Genomic DNA, 23,474 nt, shown 5'->3' with positions numbered 1-23,474 from the left:
AAAATCAACCAGATTGCGGAACAGCTCGACATTCGCGAACAAAAAATCCATTTGAAGGGATTGATTGGCTCGTCGTTGTCGTTTGTGGTAAAATCACTTTTTACAAAATCGGAGAATCCTTATCTACTGATTTTGAACGACAAGGAAGAAGCGGCTTATTATTTGAACGATTTGGAGCAGCTGATAAACGACGAAGATGTGTTGTTTTATCCAGGTTCCTACCGAAATCCCTATCAGATTGAAGATGTAGACAATGCCAATATCTTGCTTCGTGCAGAGGTTTTAAACCGAATCAATTCCAGAAAAAAGCCCGCCATAATTGTCACGTATCCCGAAGCCATTTTCGAGAAAGTGGTTACTAAGAAAGAATTGGACAAGAATACTTTGAAAGTGGCAGTTGGGGACCAGATTTCGATTGACTTTATCAATGAGGTTTTGTTTGAATATGAATTCAAGCGTGTTGATTTTATTACGGAACCCGGAGAATTCTCGGTTCGTGGTGGAATCATAGATGTTTTTTCGTTTTCGAATGACAATCCGTATCGAATCGAATTTTTTGGGAATGAAGTCGATAGTATCCGAAGTTTTGATGTGGAAACTCAATTGTCCATCGAAAAGCAAAAGAAAATCAGCATCATTCCAAATGTTGAAAATAAATTTTTTCAGGAAGACCGAGAGAGTTTCTTGGAATATATTAATCCGAAAACGGTTCTCTTTATAAGCAATACGGAAGGCTTGTTCAGTAAACTGGATAAATTATTTGAAAAGGCAGGTGTTGCTTTTGAGAAATTATCGAAAGAAATAAAGCATTCTGAACCTGAATTATTGTTTTTGAATCAGGCTTCTTTCATTAAAAAAGCATTGGATTTTACGGTGGTGGAATTTGCTTCGAAGGCTATTTTCAGAACCCAGAAATCTTTTGAATTTCATATCCAACCTCAACCATCGTTCAACAAACAGTTTGATTTGTTGTTGAACAACCTCAACGACAATCATTCGAACGGGATCAAGAATTTCCTATTTTGCTCGAACGAGCAACAGGCAAAACGTTTTCACGATATTTTTGAAAGCTTGGACGAAGTGAATTATGAAAGTATTGCAAAGCGATATGATACTGTCGTGATGCCTTTGTATGAAGGTTTTATTGACGAGGAATTGCAAATTGCCTGTTATACCGACCATCAGATTTTTGAGCGTTACCATAAATTCAGCATCAAGAATGGCTATTCGAAAAAACAGACGATTACTTTAAAGGAACTGAATACGCTTTCGGTTGGCGATTATGTAACCCATATCGACCACGGAATAGGACGCTTTGGAGGTTTGCAAAAAATTCAGGTGGAAGGCAAAACACAGGAAGCCATTAAATTGGTGTATGCTGATAATGATATTGTTTACGTTAGCATTCACTCGCTTCATAAGATTTCCAAATTTAATGGAAAAGATGGAGCTCCACCAAAAATATACAAGCTGGGCTCGAACGCCTGGAAGATTTTAAAACAAAAAACAAAGGCAAGGGTAAAACATATTGCCTTCAATTTGATTCAACTTTACGCAAAGCGAAGATTAGAAAAGGGATTTCAATATAAACCAGACAGCTACCTGCAAATGGAACTTGAAAGTTCGTTTATCTATGAAGATACTCCCGATCAAATTACCTCTACACAAGATGTAAAAGCCGATATGGAAAGTGACCGTCCTATGGACCGATTGGTTTGTGGTGATGTTGGTTTTGGAAAGACGGAGGTTGCGATTCGTGCTGCTTTTAAAGCTGTTGACAATGGAAAACAAGTGGCGGTTTTGGTTCCGACTACGATTTTAGCCTATCAGCACTTCAGGACTTTTTCTGAGCGTTTGAAGGAAATGCCAGTAACCATTGGCTATATGAACCGTTTTAGAAGCGCGAAGCAAAAAGCCGAAACACTGAAAGAGCTTGCTGAAGGAAAATTGGATATTGTGATTGGAACACATCAATTGGTCAATAAAAATGTTATTTTCAAAGATCTTGGTTTATTGATTATTGACGAGGAACAAAAGTTTGGCGTAAACGTAAAAGATAAATTAAAGACGATTTCTGCCAATGTCGATACGTTGACGTTGACGGCAACTCCAATTCCGAGAACGTTGCAATTTTCGTTGATGGCAGCGAGGGATTTATCAGTTATCACTACTCCTCCACCTAACCGTTATCCGATTGAAACCAATGTTGTTGGGTTTAACGAAGAGTTAATCCGTGATGCGATTTCTTATGAAATTCAACGAAACGGACAGGTTTTCTTCATCAATAATCGAATTGAGAATATCAAGGAAGTGGCCGGAATGATTCAACGTTTGGTTCCTGGAGCCCGTGTTGGAATCGGTCACGGACAAATGGATGGCAAGAAACTCGAAGAATTGATGTTGGCTTTCATGAACGGTGAATTTGATGTTCTGGTAGCTACAACCATCATTGAAAGTGGGTTGGATGTTCCGAATGCGAACACCATTTTTATCAACAATGCCAATAATTTCGGACTTTCAGATTTGCATCAGATGAGAGGTCGTGTGGGTAGAAGTAATAAGAAAGCGTTTTGCTATTTTATTTGTCCGCCTTATTCAGCCATGACGGACGATGCCAGGAAACGAATTCAAGCTTTGGAACAATTCAGTGAATTAGGAAGCGGTTTCAATATCGCGATGAAGGATTTGGAAATTCGTGGAGCTGGAGATTTATTGGGTGGCGAACAAAGCGGTTTTATCAACGAGATTGGTTTTGAAACCTATCAAAAAATCATGAACGAAGCCATCGAGGAACTGAAGGAAAATGAATTCAAGGATTTGTATCCTGAAGATGAAAATGCTCCCGAGAAAGAGTTTGTGAAAGACATCCAAATCGATACGGATTTTGAATTATTATTTCCAGACGAATACATCAACAATATTTCCGAACGATTGAATCTTTATAATGAATTGAGCTTGATCAAGGATGAAGAAACTTTATTGGCTTATGAAAAGAAACTGATTGACCGTTTTGGACCTTTGCCTAAACAAGCGGTGTCGTTATTGAACAGCATCAAAATAAAATGGATTGCAACAAAATTCGGAATTGAAAAACTGATTATGAAACAAGGGAAGATGATTGCTTATTTTGTTTCGGACCAGCAATCGGATTATTACCAGTCTAATAGTTTTCATAAGGTTTTGCAGTTTGTACAAAAACACCAGACTTTAGGAAAAATGAAAGAAAAGCAAACACCAAATGGCTTGCGATTGTTACTTACTTTTGAGAATGTGAAATCGGTTAGAAAAGCGTTGGAGTTAATGGAAATGCTTTAAAAACAAAAAGCGTCTTGAAAAATCGAGACGCTTTTTTTATATTTAAAAAGAATTACAAATTCTTCAAATCCTTAATTACTTTGAAAGCAACATCTACCTTATCGTCTCCTACGAAGATTGTAAACTCATAAGATGTAGAAATTACCTCGTTGATGATGATTCCTTCCCAAGCCAAACGTTGGAAAATAAAATAATAAACCCCTGGAGTTGAAACGTTCTCTTTTGGAAGTTTAATTGTGATTGAAGCTAGATTATCGGTTTTTTCCAACAATTTCTCAGTTGCAAAATGTTTTTCAACCAAATGAGCTACACTTTCGCTAACTACAATGTTCGTTTCATTTACACCTCTTGATGACGTATAAAAAATATCTGGATAAGTGTTGATTTCCGAAATTAACTCTGCTTGACTGTTCAAGATAGTTTCAGAAACCCCAAAATTAAAATCAACTAATGAAGAACGAACTGTGATTTCACCAATATTTTTTAGAACCTTAGAAATCTTGTGGTTTACTCTAAAATCCAAATCGTCTGAAAGTCTTTTCAACGCCATTACAACAGCTCCTTGTTTTACTTCCTTGCCAAGTTCCACGTCTAATTCAGTCATAATATTTCTTGCCAAAGAGGTCAAATTAATGATCCCTTGAGACAATGCACTCAACAAAAATGGTTTTGTTTTAATGTAATTTTCTACTATTGAAGAAACAGTTTTCATATTTTTAATTTAGAATTGATTTTGCAAATATATATTTAATTACAATTTGTTACAAATTTAACCACAATATTTTACATTAAAAGTGATAAAAAGCGCTTTCAAGGTGTTCTATAACAAACTCATTAGGCGTTTTGTGTATTGCAATGATATCGAAACGCACCTCAACATCTAAATCATTTATTGTGATATATTCATTTACAGCTTTTACTAACAATTGAATTTTTTTGGGCTTTACAAATTCCTGTGGCAATCCAAAATCGATACTCGAACGCGTCTTTACCTCAACAATAGCAACGGTTTCGTCTTTTCTAGCTATGATATCTACCTCTGCCTTTTGAAAAACCCAATTGGTTTCAAGGATTTCATAGCCAGCCTTTTCCAGAAATTCAACTGCCATTTCCTCGCCAAGTTTTCCGAGTTCGTTATGTTCTGCCATTATTCAAAAGTTAAAACTGATTCTTTTTCGTTCACTTCTAACGTCACACTTTTTCCAAGAATCAAAGCACGATTATCTTTTATATGACCTGCGGGAAAGTTATAAATTATAGGAATTTTCAAATCTTTTACAATATCTTGGATGATTTCCAGCGAATCATGACCCCATGGAATGTCATTATCATTCATAGAAGTCATTCCGCCAATGATGATTCCTTTGAGATCTTTTAACGAACCATTACGTTTCAGATTCATCATCATTCGATCAATATGGTATAGATATTCATCCAAATCTTCCAAGAAAAGGATTTTCCCTTTCATATCAACTGCCGATTCCGAACCTTGAATGCTGTATAAAACCGAAAGATTTCCGCCAACTAATTCGCCTGTAGCTTTTCCGTCTTTGTTGAAAGCATGATGCGGAATATGATATTCGAGTTTCTCTCCGAACAAAGCCTTTTTAAAAGTGGCAATTGCTTCGGGAGTAGCGGTTTTTACACTAATTGCCATAAGAGCATGCATCGTTCCAATATTCATATTATTGATATGACTGTGCAAAACCGTAACATCACTGAAACCGATGATCCATTTTGGTTTCTTCTTGAAATTGGTAAAGTCAATTCTATCCACGATTCTAACCGTTCCATAACCGCCTTTTGCAGCCCAAATGGCTTTGATGTTAGGATTATCAAGCATTTCCTGAAAGTCGGTTGCTCGTTGCCAATCGGCTCCAGCGAGTTGATTTTGTTCCTTTCCGATGGTTTTTCCAATAACGACTTTAAGCCCCCAACTTTCCAATAATTTGATTGCTGGTTGAAGCGTTACTAAATCAATTTTTCGGGCTGTGGCCAAAATGCCAACGGTGTCACCTTTTTTTAAATATTCGGGCATAGTGAGTTTGGTTTGAGAATATACAAAGCTATTAAGATTCAAAAATAAAAGAAGTAGGAATAATTTTTTTATAAACATTCTTTTTTGTTTAATTGCATTACCGTGAGAACGTAAATTTAATAAAAGTAGCACTTCTTGCTGTAAAAATTCTGCCAAATAAATTAAACTCTTTTTATTTCGTGACCCACAAATTCTTCTAAAGTTTCAAAAATTTCATCTACTGAAAGTACTTCAAAATCCGGATGCGATTTAAGAAAATTGGCATTTAGCGTGATAAGATTTTCTTCCAATTCGAAGAAAGTGTCGCTGTTCAAAGAATCTCTTACTGGATTCACACCTTCTAATTTTCCTTTCAGAAATTTATTGAGTTTGACACTGCTCATCAATTTTACTTTTTTGGATTGCTGTTGGAATAATTCCAAATGTTTTTCGGCACCAATCAAAGCCAAACCTTCTTCTATGAGTTCGTTCAGTTCTTTGTCCCAACCTGATTTGTGGACGAATTGAGCAAAGTTTCCATCCGAAAGCTGTGTCCAATAATAATCCAGATAATAGCTCATCAACGCATCTTCGTGAATCAAATCGTCGTTCACACCTTCTTCCCGCATTAAATTGATGATCGAAATATTGGAAAGAATCACATCATGTGGATTCTCACTATTCATTGCATTTTCTGAAACTATTATTTTACCGAATTCCATATTATTTAATTTTAAAGTATCGTATGCAAATTTCTAATAATTTATCGAGTCTTTACTGTTTTTTGAACTTAACTGAAACAAAAAAGCCACATTCTTAAAATGTAGCTTTCTGTAATAATTTTAAAGTTTCTTTATTTAGCTTTCATCGGTGGCAAATCGAATGCAGTTGCATCATGTTCGAAACCATTTCGGTGTGCTCCATCACAAAAAGGTTTGTTTGCCGATAATCCGCAACGGCAAAGTCCTAGAGCGGTTCTGCCTTGCAAATCATACACGTTTCCTTCTTGGTCAACAATTTCGAAATCGCCGTCAATTTTTATAAATCCGTTTTTAGTAACGGTTAATTTTGTTTTACTCATAATGCTACTTTTTTGAGTTCAAAGATTGCAAAATATATTTGAAGGAATTGTTGTTTTTGTTGGGTTTTTGAAGATAGAAAGGTCAATTTACAATGGTTCTAATTTAGAGGAGGAATTTATGCCGTTTCCGAATCTTCATCCTTCTTTTGCTGATTCATCTTGGCAACCAAAGCTTTTAACCGTAATGCTTTTTCCTTTTTTTTAGCTTGAAGTTTTGCCTTTTTTCGATTTAATAATTTGGTGTGCAACGCCTTGTTTTTCGTGTTCTTTTCTGGTCCTTTTGCCATGATTTTTAATAGTTTTTATGCAACCCAAAGCCATAAGAAATTCCTATTCCAAAATAAGAACTTTTAGCCATATTTCCACTGAGTTTAAATCCAAAACTTCTACCAAAAGCAACTTTCTTTTTCCCAATGGGAATGATGCCATAATAAGCTCTAAATCTGGATTTTTTCGATTTAAACCATTTCAAACTTACTTCTATAGGAACACCAAAAAAGTCTTCATTAAGCTTTTCATAACGATCTTCCATTTCTTCATAATAATTTCTATTCACAAAAGAGATTCCACTAGAAACACTTACTGAAAAACCATCATCTATCCATCTTTTACCATAAAGCACTGCATATTCCTCTAGCGATTCTTTTCTTACAAAAACCGGAATAGCCGAAAAACCAATCACAATATTGTCTCTTTTACCAACTGCGACTCCAGAATAACGTGCAGTTAGTAAATCTTTTTCATTAAATTGATAATTGAGAGCCAAGCTCCAACTCCAAGCACCTCCATAAGTTCCACCACCAAAACCACCAAAAATTTCTGCAAAAAGTATGGGATTTGTTTTTACTAGAGAATCGTTAGCCGTATTATTTTGTCCTAACACCTGCAAACAAAAGAAGAAAAGGACAACTAACTTTTTCATAGATAGGATTTATTTCAAAAATAAACAAAAAGATATAATTAGTCGTTATTTAGTGGCTAATGATTTATTTTTGCAGTCTTATTAAAGAAATCCATGATACAGAATCCAAAAAGATATACGATTACGGCAGCTTTGCCTTATACTAACGGTCCGATTCACATTGGGCATTTGGCGGGCGTTTATGTTCCGTCTGATATTTATTCACGCTATTTGAGGTTACAGGGTAAGGATGTGGCGTTTATTTGCGGAAGCGATGAGCACGGTGTGGCGATTTCGATGAAGGCCAAAAAAGAAGGAATCACACCTCAGGAAGTGATTGATAAATATAACGGAATCATTAGAAAATCGTTTGAAGATTTCGGAATTTCTTTTGATAATTATTCGCGTACTTCGGCGAAAATCCACCACGATACGGCTTCGGAATTTTTTAGAAAATTGTATGACAATGGCGATTTTATCGAAGAAACGACCGAACAATTGTATGATGCGAAAGCCGATCAGTTTTTAGCAGATCGTTTCGTGGTTGGAACTTGTCCAAGATGTGGTAATGAAGGTGCTTACGGAGATCAATGCGAAAATTGTGGTTCGACGTTGAATGCTACCGATTTGATCAACCCAAAATCTACCATTACAGGCGAAACTCCGATTTTGAAATCTACAAAACACTGGTTTTTGCCTTTGGACCGATATGAGGATTTCTTGAGAGAATGGATTTTGGTTGGACATAAAAATGACTGGAAACCAAATGTTTATGGTCAGGTAAAATCGTGGATTGACGGTGGTTTGGAGCCTCGTGCCGTTACCCGAGATTTAGATTGGGGAATTGATGTTCCGGTTGAAGGTGCCGAAGGAAAAAAATTATATGTGTGGTTTGACGCTCCAATTGGCTACATTTCTTCTACGAAAGAATGGGCTTTGAGAGAAGGAAAAGATTGGGAACCGTATTGGAAATCTCAAGATACAAAGTTGGTTCATTTCATCGGGAAAGACAATATTGTTTTCCATTGTGTAATTTTTCCTGCTATGTTGAAAGCTGAAGGAAGTTATATCTTGCCAGACAACGTTCCTGCAAATGAGTTTTTGAATTTGGAAGGAAACAAACTTTCGACTTCTAAAAACTGGGCGGTTTGGTTGCACGAATACTTAGAAGATTTTCCAGATAAGCAAGATGTTTTGCGTTATGCTTTGACCTCGAATGCTCCAGAAACAAAGGATAATGATTTTACATGGAAGGATTTCCAGGCGAGAAATAATAATGAGTTGGTGGCAATTTTTGGTAATTTCATCAACCGTGTTGTGGTTTTGACGAACAAATATTATGACGGAATTGTTCCAAATCCAAACGAATTTTCGGAAGTGGACGAAGCAACTTTGGCGGAATTAAAAGCGTATCCAGCTGTAATTGCAAGTTCCGTAGAGCGTTACAGATTCAGAGAAGCTTTAGGCGAATTGATGAATGTGGCTCGTTTAGGAAATAAATATTTGGCAGATGAAGAGCCTTGGAAAGTCATTAAGGACAATCCGGAAAGAGTTAAAACACAGATGTATGTTGCCTTGCAAATTGCATCGGCTTTGGCGACTTTATCCGAACCATTTTTGCCATTTACCTCTAAAAAATTGGCTAAAATTTTAAACATCGAACCAAACAATTGGAATTTAGATTTTGAGGATTGGAATTTGACAAAAGCTGGACATAAAATTGGCGAGGCCGAATTGCTTTTCGCTAAAATCGAAGACGAGGAAATTCAAAAACAAATAGATAAATTGGAAGCTACAAAAACAGCGAACAAAGCCGAGAATAAAAAATTAGAACCACAAAAAGAAGCTATTCAATATGATGATTTTGCTAAAATGGATTTGCGTGTTGGAACCATCTTGGAAGCAGAGAAAATGCCTAAAGCAAACAAACTTTTAGTGTTGAAAGTCGATACTGGAATTGATGTGAGAACCATCGTTTCAGGAATTGCCGAAAGTTTTTCTCCAGAAGAAATTGTGGGTAGAAAAGTTACGGTTTTGATAAATCTTGCCCCAAGAGCTTTAAGAGGTGTGGAAAGTCAAGGAATGATTTTGATGACTACAAATCCCGAAGGGAAATTGGTTTTTGTGAATCCTGATGCTGAAGTGGGGAATGGGGAGACAATAAATTAAAAAAACAGAACACAGATTTCACAGATTAGCACAGATTTTACTCAAACCTAATTTGTGAAAATCTGAGAAATCTGTGTTTAAACATAAATACAATGAACATAAAAGTAATCGCTTTCGATGCAGACGACACCTTATTTGTGAACGAACCTTATTTTCAGGAAACAGAGGAAAAATTCTGTGGCTTGATGAATGATTATCTTTCAAAACAAGGTATTTCACAGGAACTTTTTAAGGTGGAGATTGATAATTTGCCACTTTATGGTTACGGAATCAAAGGCTACATCCTGTCGATGATTGAAGCCGCGATGAAAATATCCAACAAAACCATCAGCATTCAGGTTGTAGATAAGATTTTAGAATATGGAAAAGAATTACTGCAACGTCCAATCGAATTATTAGACGGGGTCGAAGAAACATTGCAAGCCTTACACGGAAAATACAAATTGGTTGTGGCTACAAAAGGCGATTTATTAGACCAAAGAAGAAAATTGCACAATTCAGGTTTAGGACATTATTTTCACCATATCGAAGTGATGTCAGACAAGCAGGAAAAAGATTATCATGATTTATTGAAGCGTCTGGAAATTCAGCCTGAAGAGTTTTTTATGATTGGAAATTCATTGAAATCAGATGTTTTGCCTGTTTTGGGAATTGGTGGGCATGCCGTTCATGTTCCGTTTCACACGACTTGGGCTCACGAAAAAATAGACCACGAGGTGAAACACAAAAACTTTAGAGCAGTTGAAAAAATAACTGAAGTTTTGCCCTTCTTATTATAAGTTAAAATTGCCCGTAATTTAAATTTGAAAAACTTGCGGTATTGTTTTTGAGCATCATTTTAAAAATAAAGACCCCATGAAAAAATTACTTTTTGCATTTTTTACACTTTGTTTTACTCCATTATCTTTTGCCCAAACTCTACTGATTGCTACCGATTTGGAGTTAAAAAAAGCCTCAAGCCACCATCAGGCTTTAAATGCTGTGAACCTCAACACCAACGAAGTTTTTGTTTTTGCTTCCGACAAGGAAAAACTCACAGCCTTTAAATACAACACTGCTCTTTTTTTTAAAGACAGCATGAGCACCAAAAGACCTGACAATGATTTTGACCGACTTTCTGGTTATAGTTTTAATGCAGAAGGAAAACCCGAAATTTATTGGCTGGACAGTGACTTTAAAAAACTGCATGCCGTTTCCTTCGATTTACAAAACCGAAATACAACTGAAAAAACCTTTGAAATTCCTCTAGAAAAGGAAGTCGTGTTGAGCAGTTTCAACGAAAATAATGTTTTCTATATCTTATCAGTTCTCAAAACGGAAGATGTATTAAAACTTTATATTTTTCAGGATGGAAAAATAATCGAAAAATTTATTGATTTTTCTGAATATAAAATTGCCGATCGAAAAAACAACCCTATAAAACTTTGGTCGCTTTTAGAAGAAAACCATCTTGAAAAAATGGAAATCGACGAGTTAAATCCTTTATATTTTTCTACTTCAAAAGCAAAATTTTATGTGCTAAACGAAAAAATAATTTTCACTTTCGATCATAACATGAGTGAAACACAGCTCTTCGAAATTGACTTGGATACCTACAAACTTTCGGAACGAAAATTTCCGCAGGAGATGTTGAAAAATGTTGAAGGCAATTCAAATTCTTATTTTAGTGAGGCCAAATTATACCAGCTAAAAGCCAACAAAGATGAAATGATTCTTGCCGTAAAAGACTATGATTCAGGAACAATACTCAATTCTCTTACGACATCAAAAGACGATATTATTCATCATAAAAACTCTCCTTTGTTTAGCCAAACTGGAAAGCAACGCCCTAAAGAAATTAAAAACACTAAGAAATTCCTGGAAAGAATCCATTATTCAGCCATAGGCATTACCGTTTATGAAACGCCTAATGCCTCGTTTATCACCATTGGAGGACAACGAGATGTGGCCTCTACAGGTGGAATTATGTTAGGGATTGCAAGCGGAGTTGGGGTTGCTATTTCTGGAGGTTATGCCGTGAATGTGGATGATTTTTTTTACAGCGGAAATCTTCAAGTAAATTATTTTGAAACACATCTTGATCTTCAATCCCAATATTTGAAGAAAGAACAGGAAGTTCTTGCAACCGATTATATTGGTCAATTTTTAGATCAAAACAAGGATATCTCCCTTGCTTCTACTTTCAAATATAAAGACTACTACATTCTGGGGTATTATGATGCGAAAGCAAAAAAATATGTGTTGCGAAAATTCCAAGATGATTTTTTTGATTAAATCTTATATAAAACATTTCCCTTTTTAAAAATGAAAACCATTTTAAACATTGACAATTGGCCGAGAAAAGAACATTTTGATTTTTTCAGAAAATTTGAAGAACCTTTTTTTGGAGCAACTGTCGAGATCGATTGTACCAAAGCCTATGAAACTGCAAAAAGCTTAAATGCTTCATTTTTTATTTATTATTTGCATAAAACCCTCGCTGTCGTGAACTCGATTGAATGTTTCCGTTACAGGATTGAAGATGATAAAATTTTTGTTTACGACAAAGTAAATGCTTCGGCAACCATCAGTCGGGAAGACGGTTCATTTGGCTTTTCATTGATTGAATATGATGCTGATTTTCAAAAATTTACTTCAATTGCATTGGCAGAAATTGAACGAATTAGAAACACGACCGGACTTTTTACCCGAACTTTTGACGAGGACAACCTGATTCATTTCTCGGCAATTCCGTGGGTAAATTTCACCTCGCTTTCACATGCTAGAAGTTTCACTTTTCCAGATAGTTGCCCGAAAATTTCCTTTGGGAAAATGATGGTTCACGAAAACGGAAAACGAACAATGGCAATGTCGGTTCATGTGCATCACGGCTTGATGGATGGTTTTCATTTGGGTCAGTTTGTGGATGCTTTTCAGGAATTGATGGATAGATAAATCAAAGTGTTCTCCATTGATTAAATTAATTGATCAATGCCACAGATTTCACTGATTATAGCAGATTTTTATCTTTTAATCGCAAAAAATCAGTGAAATCCTTTAAATCTGTGGCAAAAAATTAATACCGAGATATTTTATCTAAAACTACTATTAAATTAAATCATCTAGCTAAAACGGTATGATTATAAGTATTTTATTTCTCTAATCCCAATCTCAATATCTCCTTGATTCCTTCAATATGATTCGTAAACTCGGTCATTTGCGACAATACTTGGGCCATATTGTTACTGTCGCCAAACGCTTTTAGCTTGTTGTTTTTCACGAAAGTAATCTTGATGTCTTCCCAGCGTGATTTTTCTTCTTCCGAAAGTAAATTTGTCATTTCCTTAAATTTCAACAAATTGGCTTCTGCAGCACTGGTCAACGTTTGGGTTTCGTTTTGATAATGCGAAAGCAAAAGCGTCTGGATTTCGGCATCGTTCATCATAGGGACAATTTTGGAAACCAATTTGTTCATATCGCGATACGAACCTTGCAGTCTAAACGGCGGTTCCACACGATAAGCATCTTCCATTGCCGCCGAAGCAATATAAGCTGAATTGGCTTGCAAAACTACATTTCGAACCTTGATGACTTTGTCTAAAATAGCCAAATACGATTCGATATCTTGTTTGGAATGATTGCCTTTCAAGTCAAAACCGTCTCTTTTTCCACTCGAAGCCATTTCAATCAGCGGATACAAATCTTCATATGATTTTGAGGCCAATTGCGTCAAAAGTGGATTCGAGGTCAGGGCATTTTCAATCAAACTCAATTCAAAAAGTGTACTTGTATTTCCAATAACATCCCCCAAATTATAAATATCGGCACGGTTGGCCAACATATCTGGAATTCGGAATTTCTCACCTGTTTCTGTATAAGGATTTCCGGCCATTACAACACAAAACTTCTTGGATTTCATGTCATACGTTTTTGGATTTCCGTTGAAAATACCTTCTATTTTTCGGGTTCCATCGGCAAGAGAAATGAATTTTTGTAATAATTCTGGATTGCAATGCTGAATATCATCCAAATAAAGCATCACATTATTTCCCATTTCCAAAGCCAAATTCAGCTTCTTCAACTCTTCTCTTGCCGCCGAATTTGTAGCCGATTCAGGATCAACCGAAGTGATTTCGTGACCAATTGCTGGACCGTTTATCTTCATGAAAACAAGTCCTAATCTGTTGGCCAGATATTCCATCAAGGTGGTTTTTCCATAACCTGGAGGTGATACCAAAAGCAACATTCCTGAACGATCGGTTCTTCTATTTTCGCCCGCACTTCCCAATTGTTTGGCCAAATTATCCCCAAAAAGTGGCAAATACACCTGATCAATCAACTTATTCCGAACAAACGAAGTCAGAACTTTAGGCTCAAATTCGTTCAATCGTAAATCGTCTTTCAACTGAAGCGTCAGCTGATGTCTTTCGTTTCTGAATTTTTCAAAACCTGGGACATCTGATTCAAAATAATGCTCCATCAACTCCACAAATTGATGGTAATTGAACTCGAAATTTCCTTCCGAAATTGTGGAATGTGAGCCTGATAATCCTTGAATTAAAGCATCGGCTTCAATCGTAATTGTTTTTTCGCTACTTTCGCTCGCAAATAGCAATAAAGACACTATCTCGAAAGCATAAGCCAAATCATGGGCCGTTTTTGCATCTGATAAATAGGACAAAACCCATTGTGTTGCTAATTGGATTTTTGCTTCAAGGTCTATCGCTTTTTCAATTCCTTGTTTGAATTTTAGCAGTGTTTCTTTTGCTTCAAGCGTTTTTTTGAAATCTTCCAAAAGCTGTTTCGCCTTCAAGCTCGAAACAAAGATATCGTCCTGTCGTAATTCTTCGAAAATATACAAAGCCATTTTTTCCTGATTGACAGCACTATTTTTAGCAAAGCTATATTTTTCTAAAAACAGTCCTACTTCTATTTCAATCTCCAAAAGAATGTAGTCAAAAGCCGTGCTATTTGTAAAAATCGATAAAACTTCGCCTGCCGATTTTATTTTTTGATTCAAAATTTGTCTTCGATCCTCTTCCAAATCATTCCAAAAAAACCGTGCAAAAGCTCTGGTTTTGGAATCATATCGAAGCATTCCTAAAGCGTGGTGTTTTTCTAAAATCACTTTTAAAATCAACAATGCATCAGCATCATGAACTCCTTTGATATAACCTTCGGCATAATTTTTTGAGGTTTCATCGGCAACCAAATTTTGCAAATTTTCAAATGTCAGTGCCATCAATTTCTCAATCGGATGATTTTTAAAAATCTTATACGCCAAATAGGAAGCTCTGTAAATCTGATCATTTTCAGAAATCAAATCCTGGTTCCAATATTTTTTTCCTGAATTTAAAGCCTCGCTTGTCAACGGTTGATAAAAATCAGTTCCCGTTAAATGATACTGCAATTTTTCGTCTTTAAAAACGATAGTTAAATCAAGAGCCTGACGGTTTACTGCAAATTTATGCTTCCCTAAACGGATGATATTTTCGCCATCTTCATAGAGTTCATGTTTGTCTTTTAGCTTTCGCAAAGCATCTTCACGAGCCGATTTTAGCTCGGTTTCAATGGTTTCGGCTTTGCCAACATCTTCCAAATCGTGCAACTGTTTTACCAGATCACGCAATTTAGAAATCATCAAATCAGAAGCAAAATATCCGTTTATTTCTTCGGCAGAATTAAACGTCATTGCTTTTGTGGCAACACTTTTCAAGATTCTCTTGGAAGCATTTTCAACCGCAATTGCCTTTTTGTTTCGTGCTTCAATCAGGCTATTTTTCTTAGCTTCAAAAGCCGTGTAGATTTCCTCCCTCTTTTCGATAATTAATCCCGTAAACTCTTCGAAATCGGCAAAACGAGCTTCCAAATCTTCCAACTGAACCGACATTTTGTTGAGCGATTCGGCAATTTTTTCAGGCGAATCAGCACGATCAATAGCATTGACAATACTCTGATCGATCAATTTCATTTGGGCTACAAAATCTGCCGTGGCTTCTTTTCCGCCAAGAGCACCCATCTTATTTTTGATTTCGGCTTTGACTTTATTTAGCGTGGCAAAAATCAGCGAAATCGTGTTGATGATTTGTGTCGCGTGTGAAGTATCTTCGATTTTCAGATTAGAAACGATGTCAATCAGCATTTCCAAATCAGTCGTAATCTGGTTGACTTCCTGCTCTAGTTTCTTTCCTTCTGCCACTTTTGAAATACTTTCAATAGCATTTTGTTTTTCGTTGACACGGATATGATAAGGCTCCAAAGCTTTTTCATCCAACAGAAATGTAACGCAATGCTGCGAAATTCGTTCGGTTTGCTCGATGATTTCTTTCTCAATATTTGCAATAAAAGCCACATCCACATATCGAACTTCTTTCAAGCTGATAACTTCACCTCGAAGCATTCTCAGATTCGCCAAATTACTAACAAAAACATCAATATTATCTAATGGTGCTGATTTTATAGTGCTGAAAAGCTTGTTGGCTTTTTCTTGGGTTTGCTCTGTAATTTCTTTGGCGTGATGACGCAATTGCACCACTTTTTCGAACTCATCGATAGCGGCATTTGCCGTATTTTTTATTTCCAAAAGCGGAACCTGAAGCTCAAATGTTTCCTTTCCAGCAATCCAATAATAGCCATCTAAAATGTTTTGGGATAGTTTTGCCAAATCCACATACAATCCATCGTAGTCATCATTTTTATTCAAAAGTGTGACAATAGAATTGGAATCGGCCATTGCTTTCACGATGTCTTTATTCCCAATTTTATAAATAAAACTGTCTTTGTGTTGTGACGGAATAATTGTGCCTTTGATGAACGGCGTTTGCCAAATTTGTACAACATGATTTTTTGTCTGTTCGTTTTCGGACTTGAAATAACACAATTCCCCATTCTCCAAGATGGTAAATCCGTTGCAAATAATCGGTGTATTGACTTCATGCGAAATCAAATTATAAGAAATCAGCACATATTGACCGTATTTTTCTTCGTAGAAAACATACATGAAATCTTCCCCGTTTGGCGAAGCAATCCGTTCCTGAAAAAGTAAATTCTCGAGGCTGTTTTCAAATATTTTGTATTCTCCAGTTTGGAGATAATAGCCATTGGAAAAAATCAAACCGTGATTGTCTGGCAACAAAATTGCAGCATTCTTGATACTGTCGATCTTTTGAACTTGTTGTAATTTATGGTTGTAAACAAAAAAACGAGCCTCTTCTTGAAACGGTTTTATTTGCAAGGCAATCAGGTTTCCAAGATCGGCAAATTTATAGTTTCCATCATCTAATGTTTGATCAGGATGTTGCACTTCTTCTTCCAGAATTCCTTTTCCAGAAGCCGTGTTGTCTTCAATTTTAATGGTCAAAGTTCCGCCAACGGTTTCTACAAAAACTTTGTCGAGAATGGAAACGTGAGGATGTTTTCCATACTTCTGCATTTCTCTTGTAGTTTCCAGCCAAATAAAATCGTGTTGTTTCGGAAACTTATATTCGTGATCGCTCCGGTTGTCAATATATTCCAAGCTGTTTTCACGAATGAGCCATTTGAAGGTTTTGATATCCGAAAGTCTGTCGCTCAACTGAAACACCATGTGAAGGTAATTTCCGGCAATGAAAAACTTCCTAAATTCAGTATCGCGATAGTATTTGTAAAGATTTAGAAAATCGAAAAGAAAGGCTTCATCATTAATCAAATCCAAATTTTGAGGCTTGAATTCTTGGTTTTCAAATTCGTAGATACTAAAAACGTCCTCTACCTTGATTTCTGTTCGAAGTCCAAAATGAACATTATAACCAAAGATGCACAAATCGCCAATGCTAACAATATCACTCGAAATGCAATTGTTTTCGGTGATGATTCGGTTATTGGCAATCAGTTTGGTTTCGATACTACCAAAAACTTCTTTTCGGGCTTCATTGAGCTGTTTCAATCTTTCGATTAAATCCTTCTTTTGAGCCTCTAAACGGTTTTGTATAATTTCGTAAGTGCCGCCTTCTAGTGCATTCATACTATAAAATGTAGTTGGTGGTTAATATAACTAAGTCTGATTTGGTTATTCAGTCTTTAAAAATTCCTGCAAAACCAAAGTCTTGCAGGAATAAAATAAGTAATTTTTAGCCTAATTTTTTATCGGTCAAGCCAAAATTCTTGGCCATCGACATCAAGTTTGAAAACAAACCTTGTTCGCTTTCGTCACTGCTTCGTCTTTGCAATTCAAGCAGCAAGCCTGAAACGGTCAGGTTTTTAATATCTTCCGATGAGATGCCGTATTTATCAGCAAAACCTTTTATTTTGTCCAAAAGATTTCCTTGATCCAAAGTTCCATCACCAAGAATTGCTTCTTTGATTTCTGTAATATTTTCAGAACTGTTTACCAATCTGTCGAAACCTTTTGCTCTTGTAATCTGACCCACAATTTGGTCAAAGAACATCGTTTCGCCACCTACAATATCAATTTTAGCAGCTTTTAAGGCTTCGCCAATCACGCTAGCTTGAGCATCTGCAATGTCTTTTTGGATGTTGATGTGTGCCAAATCCACCTGCAATTCCTTGTTCAAACGCAATTTGAATTCTTCGTGTTCTTTTCCAACACCGTCGAGTTTCTTCATTGCATTTGCTTTTTCTTCGATTCCGGTTGCTTCTGCCAAGGCTTTTTCCCTAACTACTTCAGCTTCGGCTAAACCAAGATCTTTAGATGCTTCGGCTTTTGCTTTCATTCCGGCTGCTTCTGCAAGAGCCATTTTCTCGACAATAACTGCATCTACAATTCCTTGTCTTTCGCTGGCATCGGCTTTTGCATGCATTACTTGAGCTTCAGAAAGTCCGAGTGTTGCATCTTCTTTGGCTTTGGCTTCCGCCAAAATTTTCCTAGCTTGAGCTTCTTTTTCACTCGCAATCATTTGAGCTTCGGCATCAATATTGATTTCTTCTGCTCTTTGTTTTGCAGCTTCTTTTTCGGCTTCGGCAGCTCTAAGGCGTTTAATGTACAATTCTTCGCTTTCCTTTTCGGCCAAAGTAACGGCTACTTTTTTCTGTCTGTCGGCGGTTTTGAAAGCTTCGATATCTTTCATATTCTCCTGTTCTTGCACCACTCCTTTTTCAAGAACAACCCTGTCGCGAATAACATCCTGGATGTTTTTCTTTTCTACCTCAACGGCTTTGTCTTTTTCGATTTGGGCCAAGGTAACGACCCTTTCGCGTTCGGTTTGTTCCAAAGCACGGTCTTTTTCGACTCTTTCGGTTTCGACAGCTTCTGTTCTTTCCTTGTTTTTTAGGGCAACAATTACCAAACGGTCTTTATTTTCTTCGGCTACAGCCACTTTTTCAGTAGTGTTGATCCTTGCTGTTTCCGATTTTAGTCTTTCTTCTTCGGCAACTTTCAAAATTTCGGCCTCTTCGCGTGATTTGATATTGGCAATTTCTCTTTTTTGTTGTTCTTCTTTTTCGGCTAATTGTCGGTCGAGTGCCAAAATTGCTTCCCTAGCTTCAACATCCTGTTTGCGGATTGTTTTTTCTTCGTCTCTGCGAATGAGATTCGACTTGATATTTTGGGCAGCTGTCAATTCGGTGATTTTCTTGATACCTTCAGAATCCAAGATGTTATCGGATTTCAAATGACTCAAAGAAGTTTGTTCCAAATCATCGATGGCACAGTCATCCAGAATGTATCCATTCAAATCAGTACCGATGATGGAGATTATTTCTCCACGAAATTCGCTTCGAGCTTCATATAATTCGATGAAATCAAATTTCTTTCCGACCGTTTTTAAGGCTTCGGAGAATTTTGCATCAAATAAAGTTCTCAAAACTTCCACTTCCGAAGCTCTTTCACAACCAATCGTTTGGGCAACATTTATAATATCGGTTGTAGATTTATTTATTTTGATGAAAAACGTCACTTTGATATCGGCACGAATATTATCCTTACAAATCAAACCGTTAGTTCCGGTTCTTTCGACATCGAGTTTTTTTACCGAAATATCCATGATTTCCATCTTGTGCAGAACAGGAACTACGAGTCCTGCATTATAGAAAACTTTTGTTCCTCCAGCTCCAGTTCTCACGATTACTTTTCCTTGGATGATTTTTTTGTACATCGAAATGATCCAAACAAGAAGCCCGATTACCACCACGATTATGGCAATCATTGTAATAAGTAAAGAATTTCCTAACATGTTTTTGGTTGTTTTTAAATTATGATTGATTTTTGTTTTTTTATAAGAAAGAAGATATTACGACAATTAATAGTTGCAAAAAATAGGCAACTAAACAAACTATTATTGTAATCATTTTTTACTGTTTTAATAGTCAAATTTTTCTACGAGGTAGTATTTTTTATCTTCGCTTTCGCCAACAATAATGGCTTGTTGACCAGCGATTAATTGCTCTTCGGTATTGCTTTTGGCTGACAATCGCATCGGGTCGCCATTGACTGAAAGTTGGATTTGACCTACTTTATTTTGATCCATAGACGAAAAAACAACACATCTTCTGCCAAGGAAATCAATTTCGGGTTCGCCTTTGTGGTTGACCTGTTTGTAGAGATATGACAAAGGTTTGCTGAAAATTTTTACAACAAAAAGACTCACGATAAAATTTGGAATCAACAATAAAAAACCCAACAACGTACTTTCGACACCTAAATAATACGTTACATTAACTCCGATGAGCCACATGCTGAAGAAAATAATCGTGAGGATGAACATCAATGGCAATTCATCAAAATTGAAGAATTCCAAGATTTTCATAAAACCACCATCGCTTGAAGTTTCGCTTCTGTCTGGCAAATCTTGAGTGTGATGATCAAAATCGGTTTCTAAATCAGCAGAGTCAAAATCGACACTCAAAAGATCCGGATCGATTCCAGCTACAATTACCAAAATCCAATACAGGACCATGATGATAGACATGATGCTGAAAAAGGCATTCACTGGCGAAAACGAAATTTCTATCAGTTCTTTCATTTGATTTTATTCTTTTGGACCACTAATTCCCAGTTGTTCTTTCAATTTTTCCAATTCACTGAAGGCTTTTGTTCGAGGCACATCTATGATTTTATCTATTTCCTGATCGATTGATTTTGCTGAATTCGCGATTTCGCCATAGGCTTCTGCCAAAGCTTCTTCTTGATTCACTTTTTCTTTCATACGTTCCAAAAGTGCCACAGTTCCGTTACTATCAATTTGTGCCATTTGCTTGTTCAAACTCTTGGTAGCATCAGCCACTTTCACCCTTGAACGTAAAATCTTCAACTCATTCTCCCATTTGGAAATATTTTGTTTGATGGTTTGCACATTGCCTTCCATCTGCAAAACGTTTTGGTCAAATTTTTCCTTATCAGAAATGGCCCGGTTTTGTCCTGCAGTTGCTTCTTCTTTTTTGATGAGTGCTTCTGTCGCTAAACGATCGGCTTCGGATGCATCTAATCCTCCAGATTGAGCCTTTTTCAGAATAAGCATTGCTTTTTCGTTATAGTCTTCGGCTTTGTTTGCATATTCTTCCACTTCGTTTTTGGCACGGATACTCATGGCCTTAACTTGAGCTAAAGCCTCAAGACTTTTATCCAAATCATCCTTCATGTCACGAATTCCTTGTTCGGTCATTTTTATAGGGTCTTCCATTCCGTCGATTGCAGAATGCACTTCGGCCTGACCAATCTTGAATAATCTTTTTAGAAATTTCATAATTACGTGTTTTTTGAAAAATTAATAATCTGTTCAGAATATTCGCTGAGCAAAAGGCTGAGCGAATTTAGCGTAGCCCCAAATTCATTTTGATCTAAATTTTCAAGTTGCAACGAATCTCGAAAAATCACTTTACGTCCTGAATCATCCAATACAAAAGCTCCGTGAATAATGTCGCGGTTTTTTTGCAACAATGCTTTGTACACCTCATTTTGGGGATTTTTGATTTCAAAAATAAATTGTTCAAAAATCACAATTGGATGTGCCACACAAATTATCAAATTCAGGATTCCATCTTGCTCATTACTAACAATGAAGATCCCCTCCTTTTGATTTTCATGTTTGATGTCAAGCTGCAATGCTTGAAGATAATTTTTAACGGTGTCGAAATAATTCTTCATAGGTTTACAATAATGATTCTATAAAAATCGCTGTTTTAGAAAATACTTACAAATTAAGTTTCAAAAAGTTCTTAACAAAATACTAATATTCAAATTAAGCACTATTAAACTCAAATCGTTAGCATAATTTCAGTAGCTTTGCTAAATATATTAGGCAAATATACGAGAATAATTTATTAATGCAAATAAAATTAGCAAAATAATGTTGATGTTTGGTAAAAATCTTAAAAAAATTAGAAGTGTTCGTGGCATAAGCCAGCAAGAATTTGCTGATATATTCGACTTAAAACGCGGAACTTTAGGGGCTTACGAAGAAGAACGAAGCAATCCTAAACTTGAAACCGTTTTAAAAATTGCTAATTATTTTAGCATTGGGATAGAAGAGTTGCTAACGAAAGAATTAACCGTTAATCGGCTTTTGAAATTTAATGAACGAATGACTACCGAATCGGATTCTCATATTTTAAAAGAATTTGATGGCATTCCTTATATCGCAACAGATAGGAAATTAGAATTTGTTACCACTTATAAAGAAAGTTTTAAAGTTGAGCATTTCCCACTCGTGAGACTTCCCAATATTGAAACGCTGCATCGATTTGCTTTTATGATCGATGATCTATCGATGACAGGTGGATCTATCGAATTTTTTCCAAAAGATATTGTTATCGGAATTGAAGTAGACAAAAACACCATCAGAGAAAATCAATTCGTGATGGTTCTTGCAAATCAACAATTAGTATTAAGAAGGATCTCGTTCCAAAACAACCTTTTTATTTTAAAAGCGGATCATCATGGTGTAGCAGATTCTATTATAAATTCTGACGAAATTCAAGCTCTTTGGAGTATTGAACATGTTTTTCATCATGCATTGCATTCTAAGGAAATGCTACTCGAAGATAGATTGGCACGACTTGAACAAAGTATCGCTTCTTTAAAAAAATAAAAACCATTCCACCTTGAAGAGGGAATGGTTTTACCCTTTAATTTTGTTTGGCATTTATGATTTTGAGAATTTCCTCCCCATGATTTTCTACTTTTAGTTCTCCAAAACCTTTAATCCTTCGTAGATCCGAAAGCGTTTTGGGCTGTTTTACTACTACATTTAGCAATTCAGAATTATGGCAAACCATGTATGAGGGAATATTCATATCCAGCGACTTTTGAAAACGCCAATTTTTTAGCTCTTCATAGATTGCTTTCTGATCAGGTTCCAAATCTTCTTCTTTGATTGTAATTGGTTTTATAGAAGTTGTATTTTGAGAATTCTTTTCTTCAAAATGGATCAAAACCGACCAATAATTGACATCACCTTCCACAAAATGAACATCGGATTTAATGAACTCAACCGTTTCCAGAAAATCATTCAGGAATTTTTGGTCGCTAACAAATTTTTCCGAAGTGAGTCGGATGGTAAAAATATTCACTTTCATACACCGCCTATTTATTACCCAAAAGAAGGATATCATTCACCACTACTTCCGTGATGTAACGCTTTTCACCATTCTTGTCGTCATAACTCCTGTGGGTTAGCTTTCCTTCGATGGCAACTTCCTTGCCTTTGGTGACAAATCGTTCGATGATTTCGGCTGTTTTCCCCCAGGCGACAACACGGTGCCATTCGGTTTGTTCTACTTTTTCACCCTTGTCATTCTTGTAGCTTTCGTTTGTAGCAACAGTCAGGTTGGCTACTTTCTTTCCGCCTTCAAAGGTTTTGATCTCTGGATCGTTTCCTACGTTTCCAATCAACTGTACTCTGTTTCTTAATGCATTCATGGCTTTTAAATTTAAAAATTAATAAAATTGAATTTGTTATGGTTATTGAATTTTGCAATTGAAATTGTAATTATTCAACGAGGCAAAGTTGTGGCAGATTCCAAAAACTAGTCGGTTAACAACCGTTTACTTTCGGTTGTAAATAATTGTAACCGTTTGT

General features: G+C 36.2%; 20 protein-coding genes. 6 read left to right on the top strand and 14 right to left on the bottom strand.

Annotation, left to right across the window (positions count from 1 at the left end; all coding sequences use genetic code 11):
• Nucleotides 1-3 precede the first annotated feature (3 nt).
• Entirely contained in the window at nucleotides 4-3,315 is a 3,312-nt protein-coding gene (mfd, locus tag G508_RS0102775; RefSeq protein ID WP_157485865.1) for a transcription-repair coupling factor, read from the top strand.
• Nucleotides 3,316-3,367: 52 nt separating this feature from the next.
• On the opposite strand, the gene G508_RS0102770 is transcribed toward mfd, so the two are convergent.
• The 7 genes from G508_RS0102770 to G508_RS0102740 form a co-directional block, all read right to left on the bottom strand.
• Nucleotides 3,368-4,027, bottom strand: coding sequence for an aspartate kinase (locus G508_RS0102770; protein ID WP_026703894.1), 660 nt, complete (start codon nucleotides 4,025-4,027; stop codon nucleotides 3,368-3,370).
• A gap of 76 nt (nucleotides 4,028-4,103) precedes the next feature.
• Entirely contained in the window at nucleotides 4,104-4,463 is a 360-nt protein-coding gene (locus G508_RS0102765; protein ID WP_026703893.1) for a YraN family protein, read from the bottom strand.
• Nucleotides 4,463-5,353 (bottom strand): S66 peptidase family protein, encoded by an 891-nt coding sequence (locus tag G508_RS0102760; protein WP_245569835.1) that lies wholly within the window; start codon nucleotides 5,351-5,353, stop codon nucleotides 4,463-4,465. The genes G508_RS0102765 and G508_RS0102760 overlap by 1 nt, the downstream gene beginning before the upstream one ends.
• A 161-nt stretch (nucleotides 5,354-5,514) precedes the next feature.
• Nucleotides 5,515-6,054, bottom strand: coding sequence for a DMP19 family protein (locus G508_RS0102755; protein WP_026703891.1), 540 nt, complete (start codon nucleotides 6,052-6,054; stop codon nucleotides 5,515-5,517).
• Nucleotides 6,055-6,185: 131 nt separating this feature from the next.
• Entirely contained in the window at nucleotides 6,186-6,413 is a 228-nt protein-coding gene (locus G508_RS0102750) for a CDGSH iron-sulfur domain-containing protein (protein ID WP_026703890.1), read from the bottom strand.
• 116 nt (nucleotides 6,414-6,529) lie between these two features.
• Nucleotides 6,530-6,700 (bottom strand): hypothetical protein, encoded by a 171-nt coding sequence (locus G508_RS20200; RefSeq protein WP_169628011.1) that lies wholly within the window; start codon nucleotides 6,698-6,700, stop codon nucleotides 6,530-6,532.
• A gap of 5 nt (nucleotides 6,701-6,705) precedes the next feature.
• On the bottom strand, nucleotides 6,706-7,335 hold the full coding sequence (locus G508_RS0102740) for a hypothetical protein (RefSeq protein ID WP_035693843.1): 630 nt from the start codon (nucleotides 7,333-7,335) through the stop codon (nucleotides 6,706-6,708).
• A 93-nt stretch (nucleotides 7,336-7,428) separates the two neighbouring features.
• On the opposite strand from G508_RS0102740, the gene metG reads away from it, so the two are divergent.
• From metG to G508_RS0102720, 4 genes are all read left to right on the top strand, one after another.
• Nucleotides 7,429-9,483, top strand: a complete 2,055-nt coding sequence (metG, locus tag G508_RS0102735) for a methionine--tRNA ligase (RefSeq protein ID WP_026703888.1) — start codon at nucleotides 7,429-7,431, stop codon at nucleotides 9,481-9,483.
• A 92-nt stretch (nucleotides 9,484-9,575) separates the two neighbouring features.
• Nucleotides 9,576-10,262: an HAD family hydrolase gene (locus G508_RS0102730; protein ID WP_026703887.1), complete on the top strand. Its 687-nt coding sequence runs from the start codon at nucleotides 9,576-9,578 to the stop codon at nucleotides 10,260-10,262.
• A gap of 76 nt (nucleotides 10,263-10,338) precedes the next feature.
• On the top strand, nucleotides 10,339-11,757 hold the full coding sequence (locus tag G508_RS0102725) for a hypothetical protein (RefSeq protein WP_026703886.1): 1,419 nt from the start codon (nucleotides 10,339-10,341) through the stop codon (nucleotides 11,755-11,757).
• Nucleotides 11,758-11,787: 30 nt separating this feature from the next.
• Nucleotides 11,788-12,417 (top strand): chloramphenicol acetyltransferase, encoded by a 630-nt coding sequence (locus G508_RS0102720; protein WP_026703885.1) that lies wholly within the window; start codon nucleotides 11,788-11,790, stop codon nucleotides 12,415-12,417.
• Nucleotides 12,418-12,613: 196 nt separating this feature from the next.
• Here G508_RS0102720 and G508_RS0102715 read toward each other — a convergent pair whose 3' ends face one another.
• The 5 genes from G508_RS0102715 to G508_RS0102695 form a co-directional block, all read right to left on the bottom strand.
• Nucleotides 12,614-17,464, bottom strand: a complete 4,851-nt coding sequence (locus G508_RS0102715) for a DNA repair ATPase (protein ID WP_026703884.1) — start codon at nucleotides 17,462-17,464, stop codon at nucleotides 12,614-12,616.
• Between the two features lie 106 nt (nucleotides 17,465-17,570).
• Complete coding sequence (locus tag G508_RS0102710) at nucleotides 17,571-19,631, bottom strand: flotillin family protein (protein WP_026703883.1); 2,061 nt, start codon at nucleotides 19,629-19,631, stop codon at nucleotides 17,571-17,573.
• 126 nt (nucleotides 19,632-19,757) lie between these two features.
• Nucleotides 19,758-20,420 carry an OB-fold-containig protein gene (locus tag G508_RS0102705; RefSeq protein ID WP_026703882.1) on the bottom strand — a complete coding sequence of 221 codons (663 nt, stop codon included), beginning with the start codon at nucleotides 20,418-20,420 and terminating at the stop codon, nucleotides 19,758-19,760.
• A gap of 6 nt (nucleotides 20,421-20,426) precedes the next feature.
• A complete protein-coding gene (locus tag G508_RS0102700) occupies nucleotides 20,427-21,140 on the bottom strand; it encodes a PspA/IM30 family protein (RefSeq protein WP_026703881.1) in 714 nt (237 codons plus the stop codon).
• A gap of 2 nt (nucleotides 21,141-21,142) precedes the next feature.
• Nucleotides 21,143-21,541, bottom strand: a complete 399-nt coding sequence (locus G508_RS0102695) for a YbjN domain-containing protein (protein ID WP_026703880.1) — start codon at nucleotides 21,539-21,541, stop codon at nucleotides 21,143-21,145.
• Between the two features lie 208 nt (nucleotides 21,542-21,749).
• On the opposite strand from G508_RS0102695, the gene G508_RS0102690 reads away from it, so the two are divergent.
• Nucleotides 21,750-22,484 (top strand): helix-turn-helix domain-containing protein, encoded by a 735-nt coding sequence (locus G508_RS0102690; RefSeq protein WP_169628010.1) that lies wholly within the window; start codon nucleotides 21,750-21,752, stop codon nucleotides 22,482-22,484.
• A gap of 37 nt (nucleotides 22,485-22,521) precedes the next feature.
• On the opposite strand, the gene G508_RS0102685 is transcribed toward G508_RS0102690, so the two are convergent.
• Nucleotides 22,522-22,971: an HRDC domain-containing protein gene (locus tag G508_RS0102685; RefSeq protein ID WP_026703878.1), complete on the bottom strand. Its 450-nt coding sequence runs from the start codon at nucleotides 22,969-22,971 to the stop codon at nucleotides 22,522-22,524.
• Between the two features lie 7 nt (nucleotides 22,972-22,978).
• Entirely contained in the window at nucleotides 22,979-23,314 is a 336-nt protein-coding gene (locus tag G508_RS0102680) for a single-stranded DNA-binding protein (RefSeq protein ID WP_026703877.1), read from the bottom strand.
• Nucleotides 23,315-23,474: the final 160 nt, after the last annotated feature.

This window comes from Flavobacterium soli DSM 19725 (genome assembly GCF_000422705.1).
GTDB classification, from domain to species: domain Bacteria; phylum Bacteroidota; class Bacteroidia; order Flavobacteriales; family Flavobacteriaceae; genus Flavobacterium; species Flavobacterium soli.
This window is presented reverse-complemented; position numbering and strand designations above follow the sequence as displayed.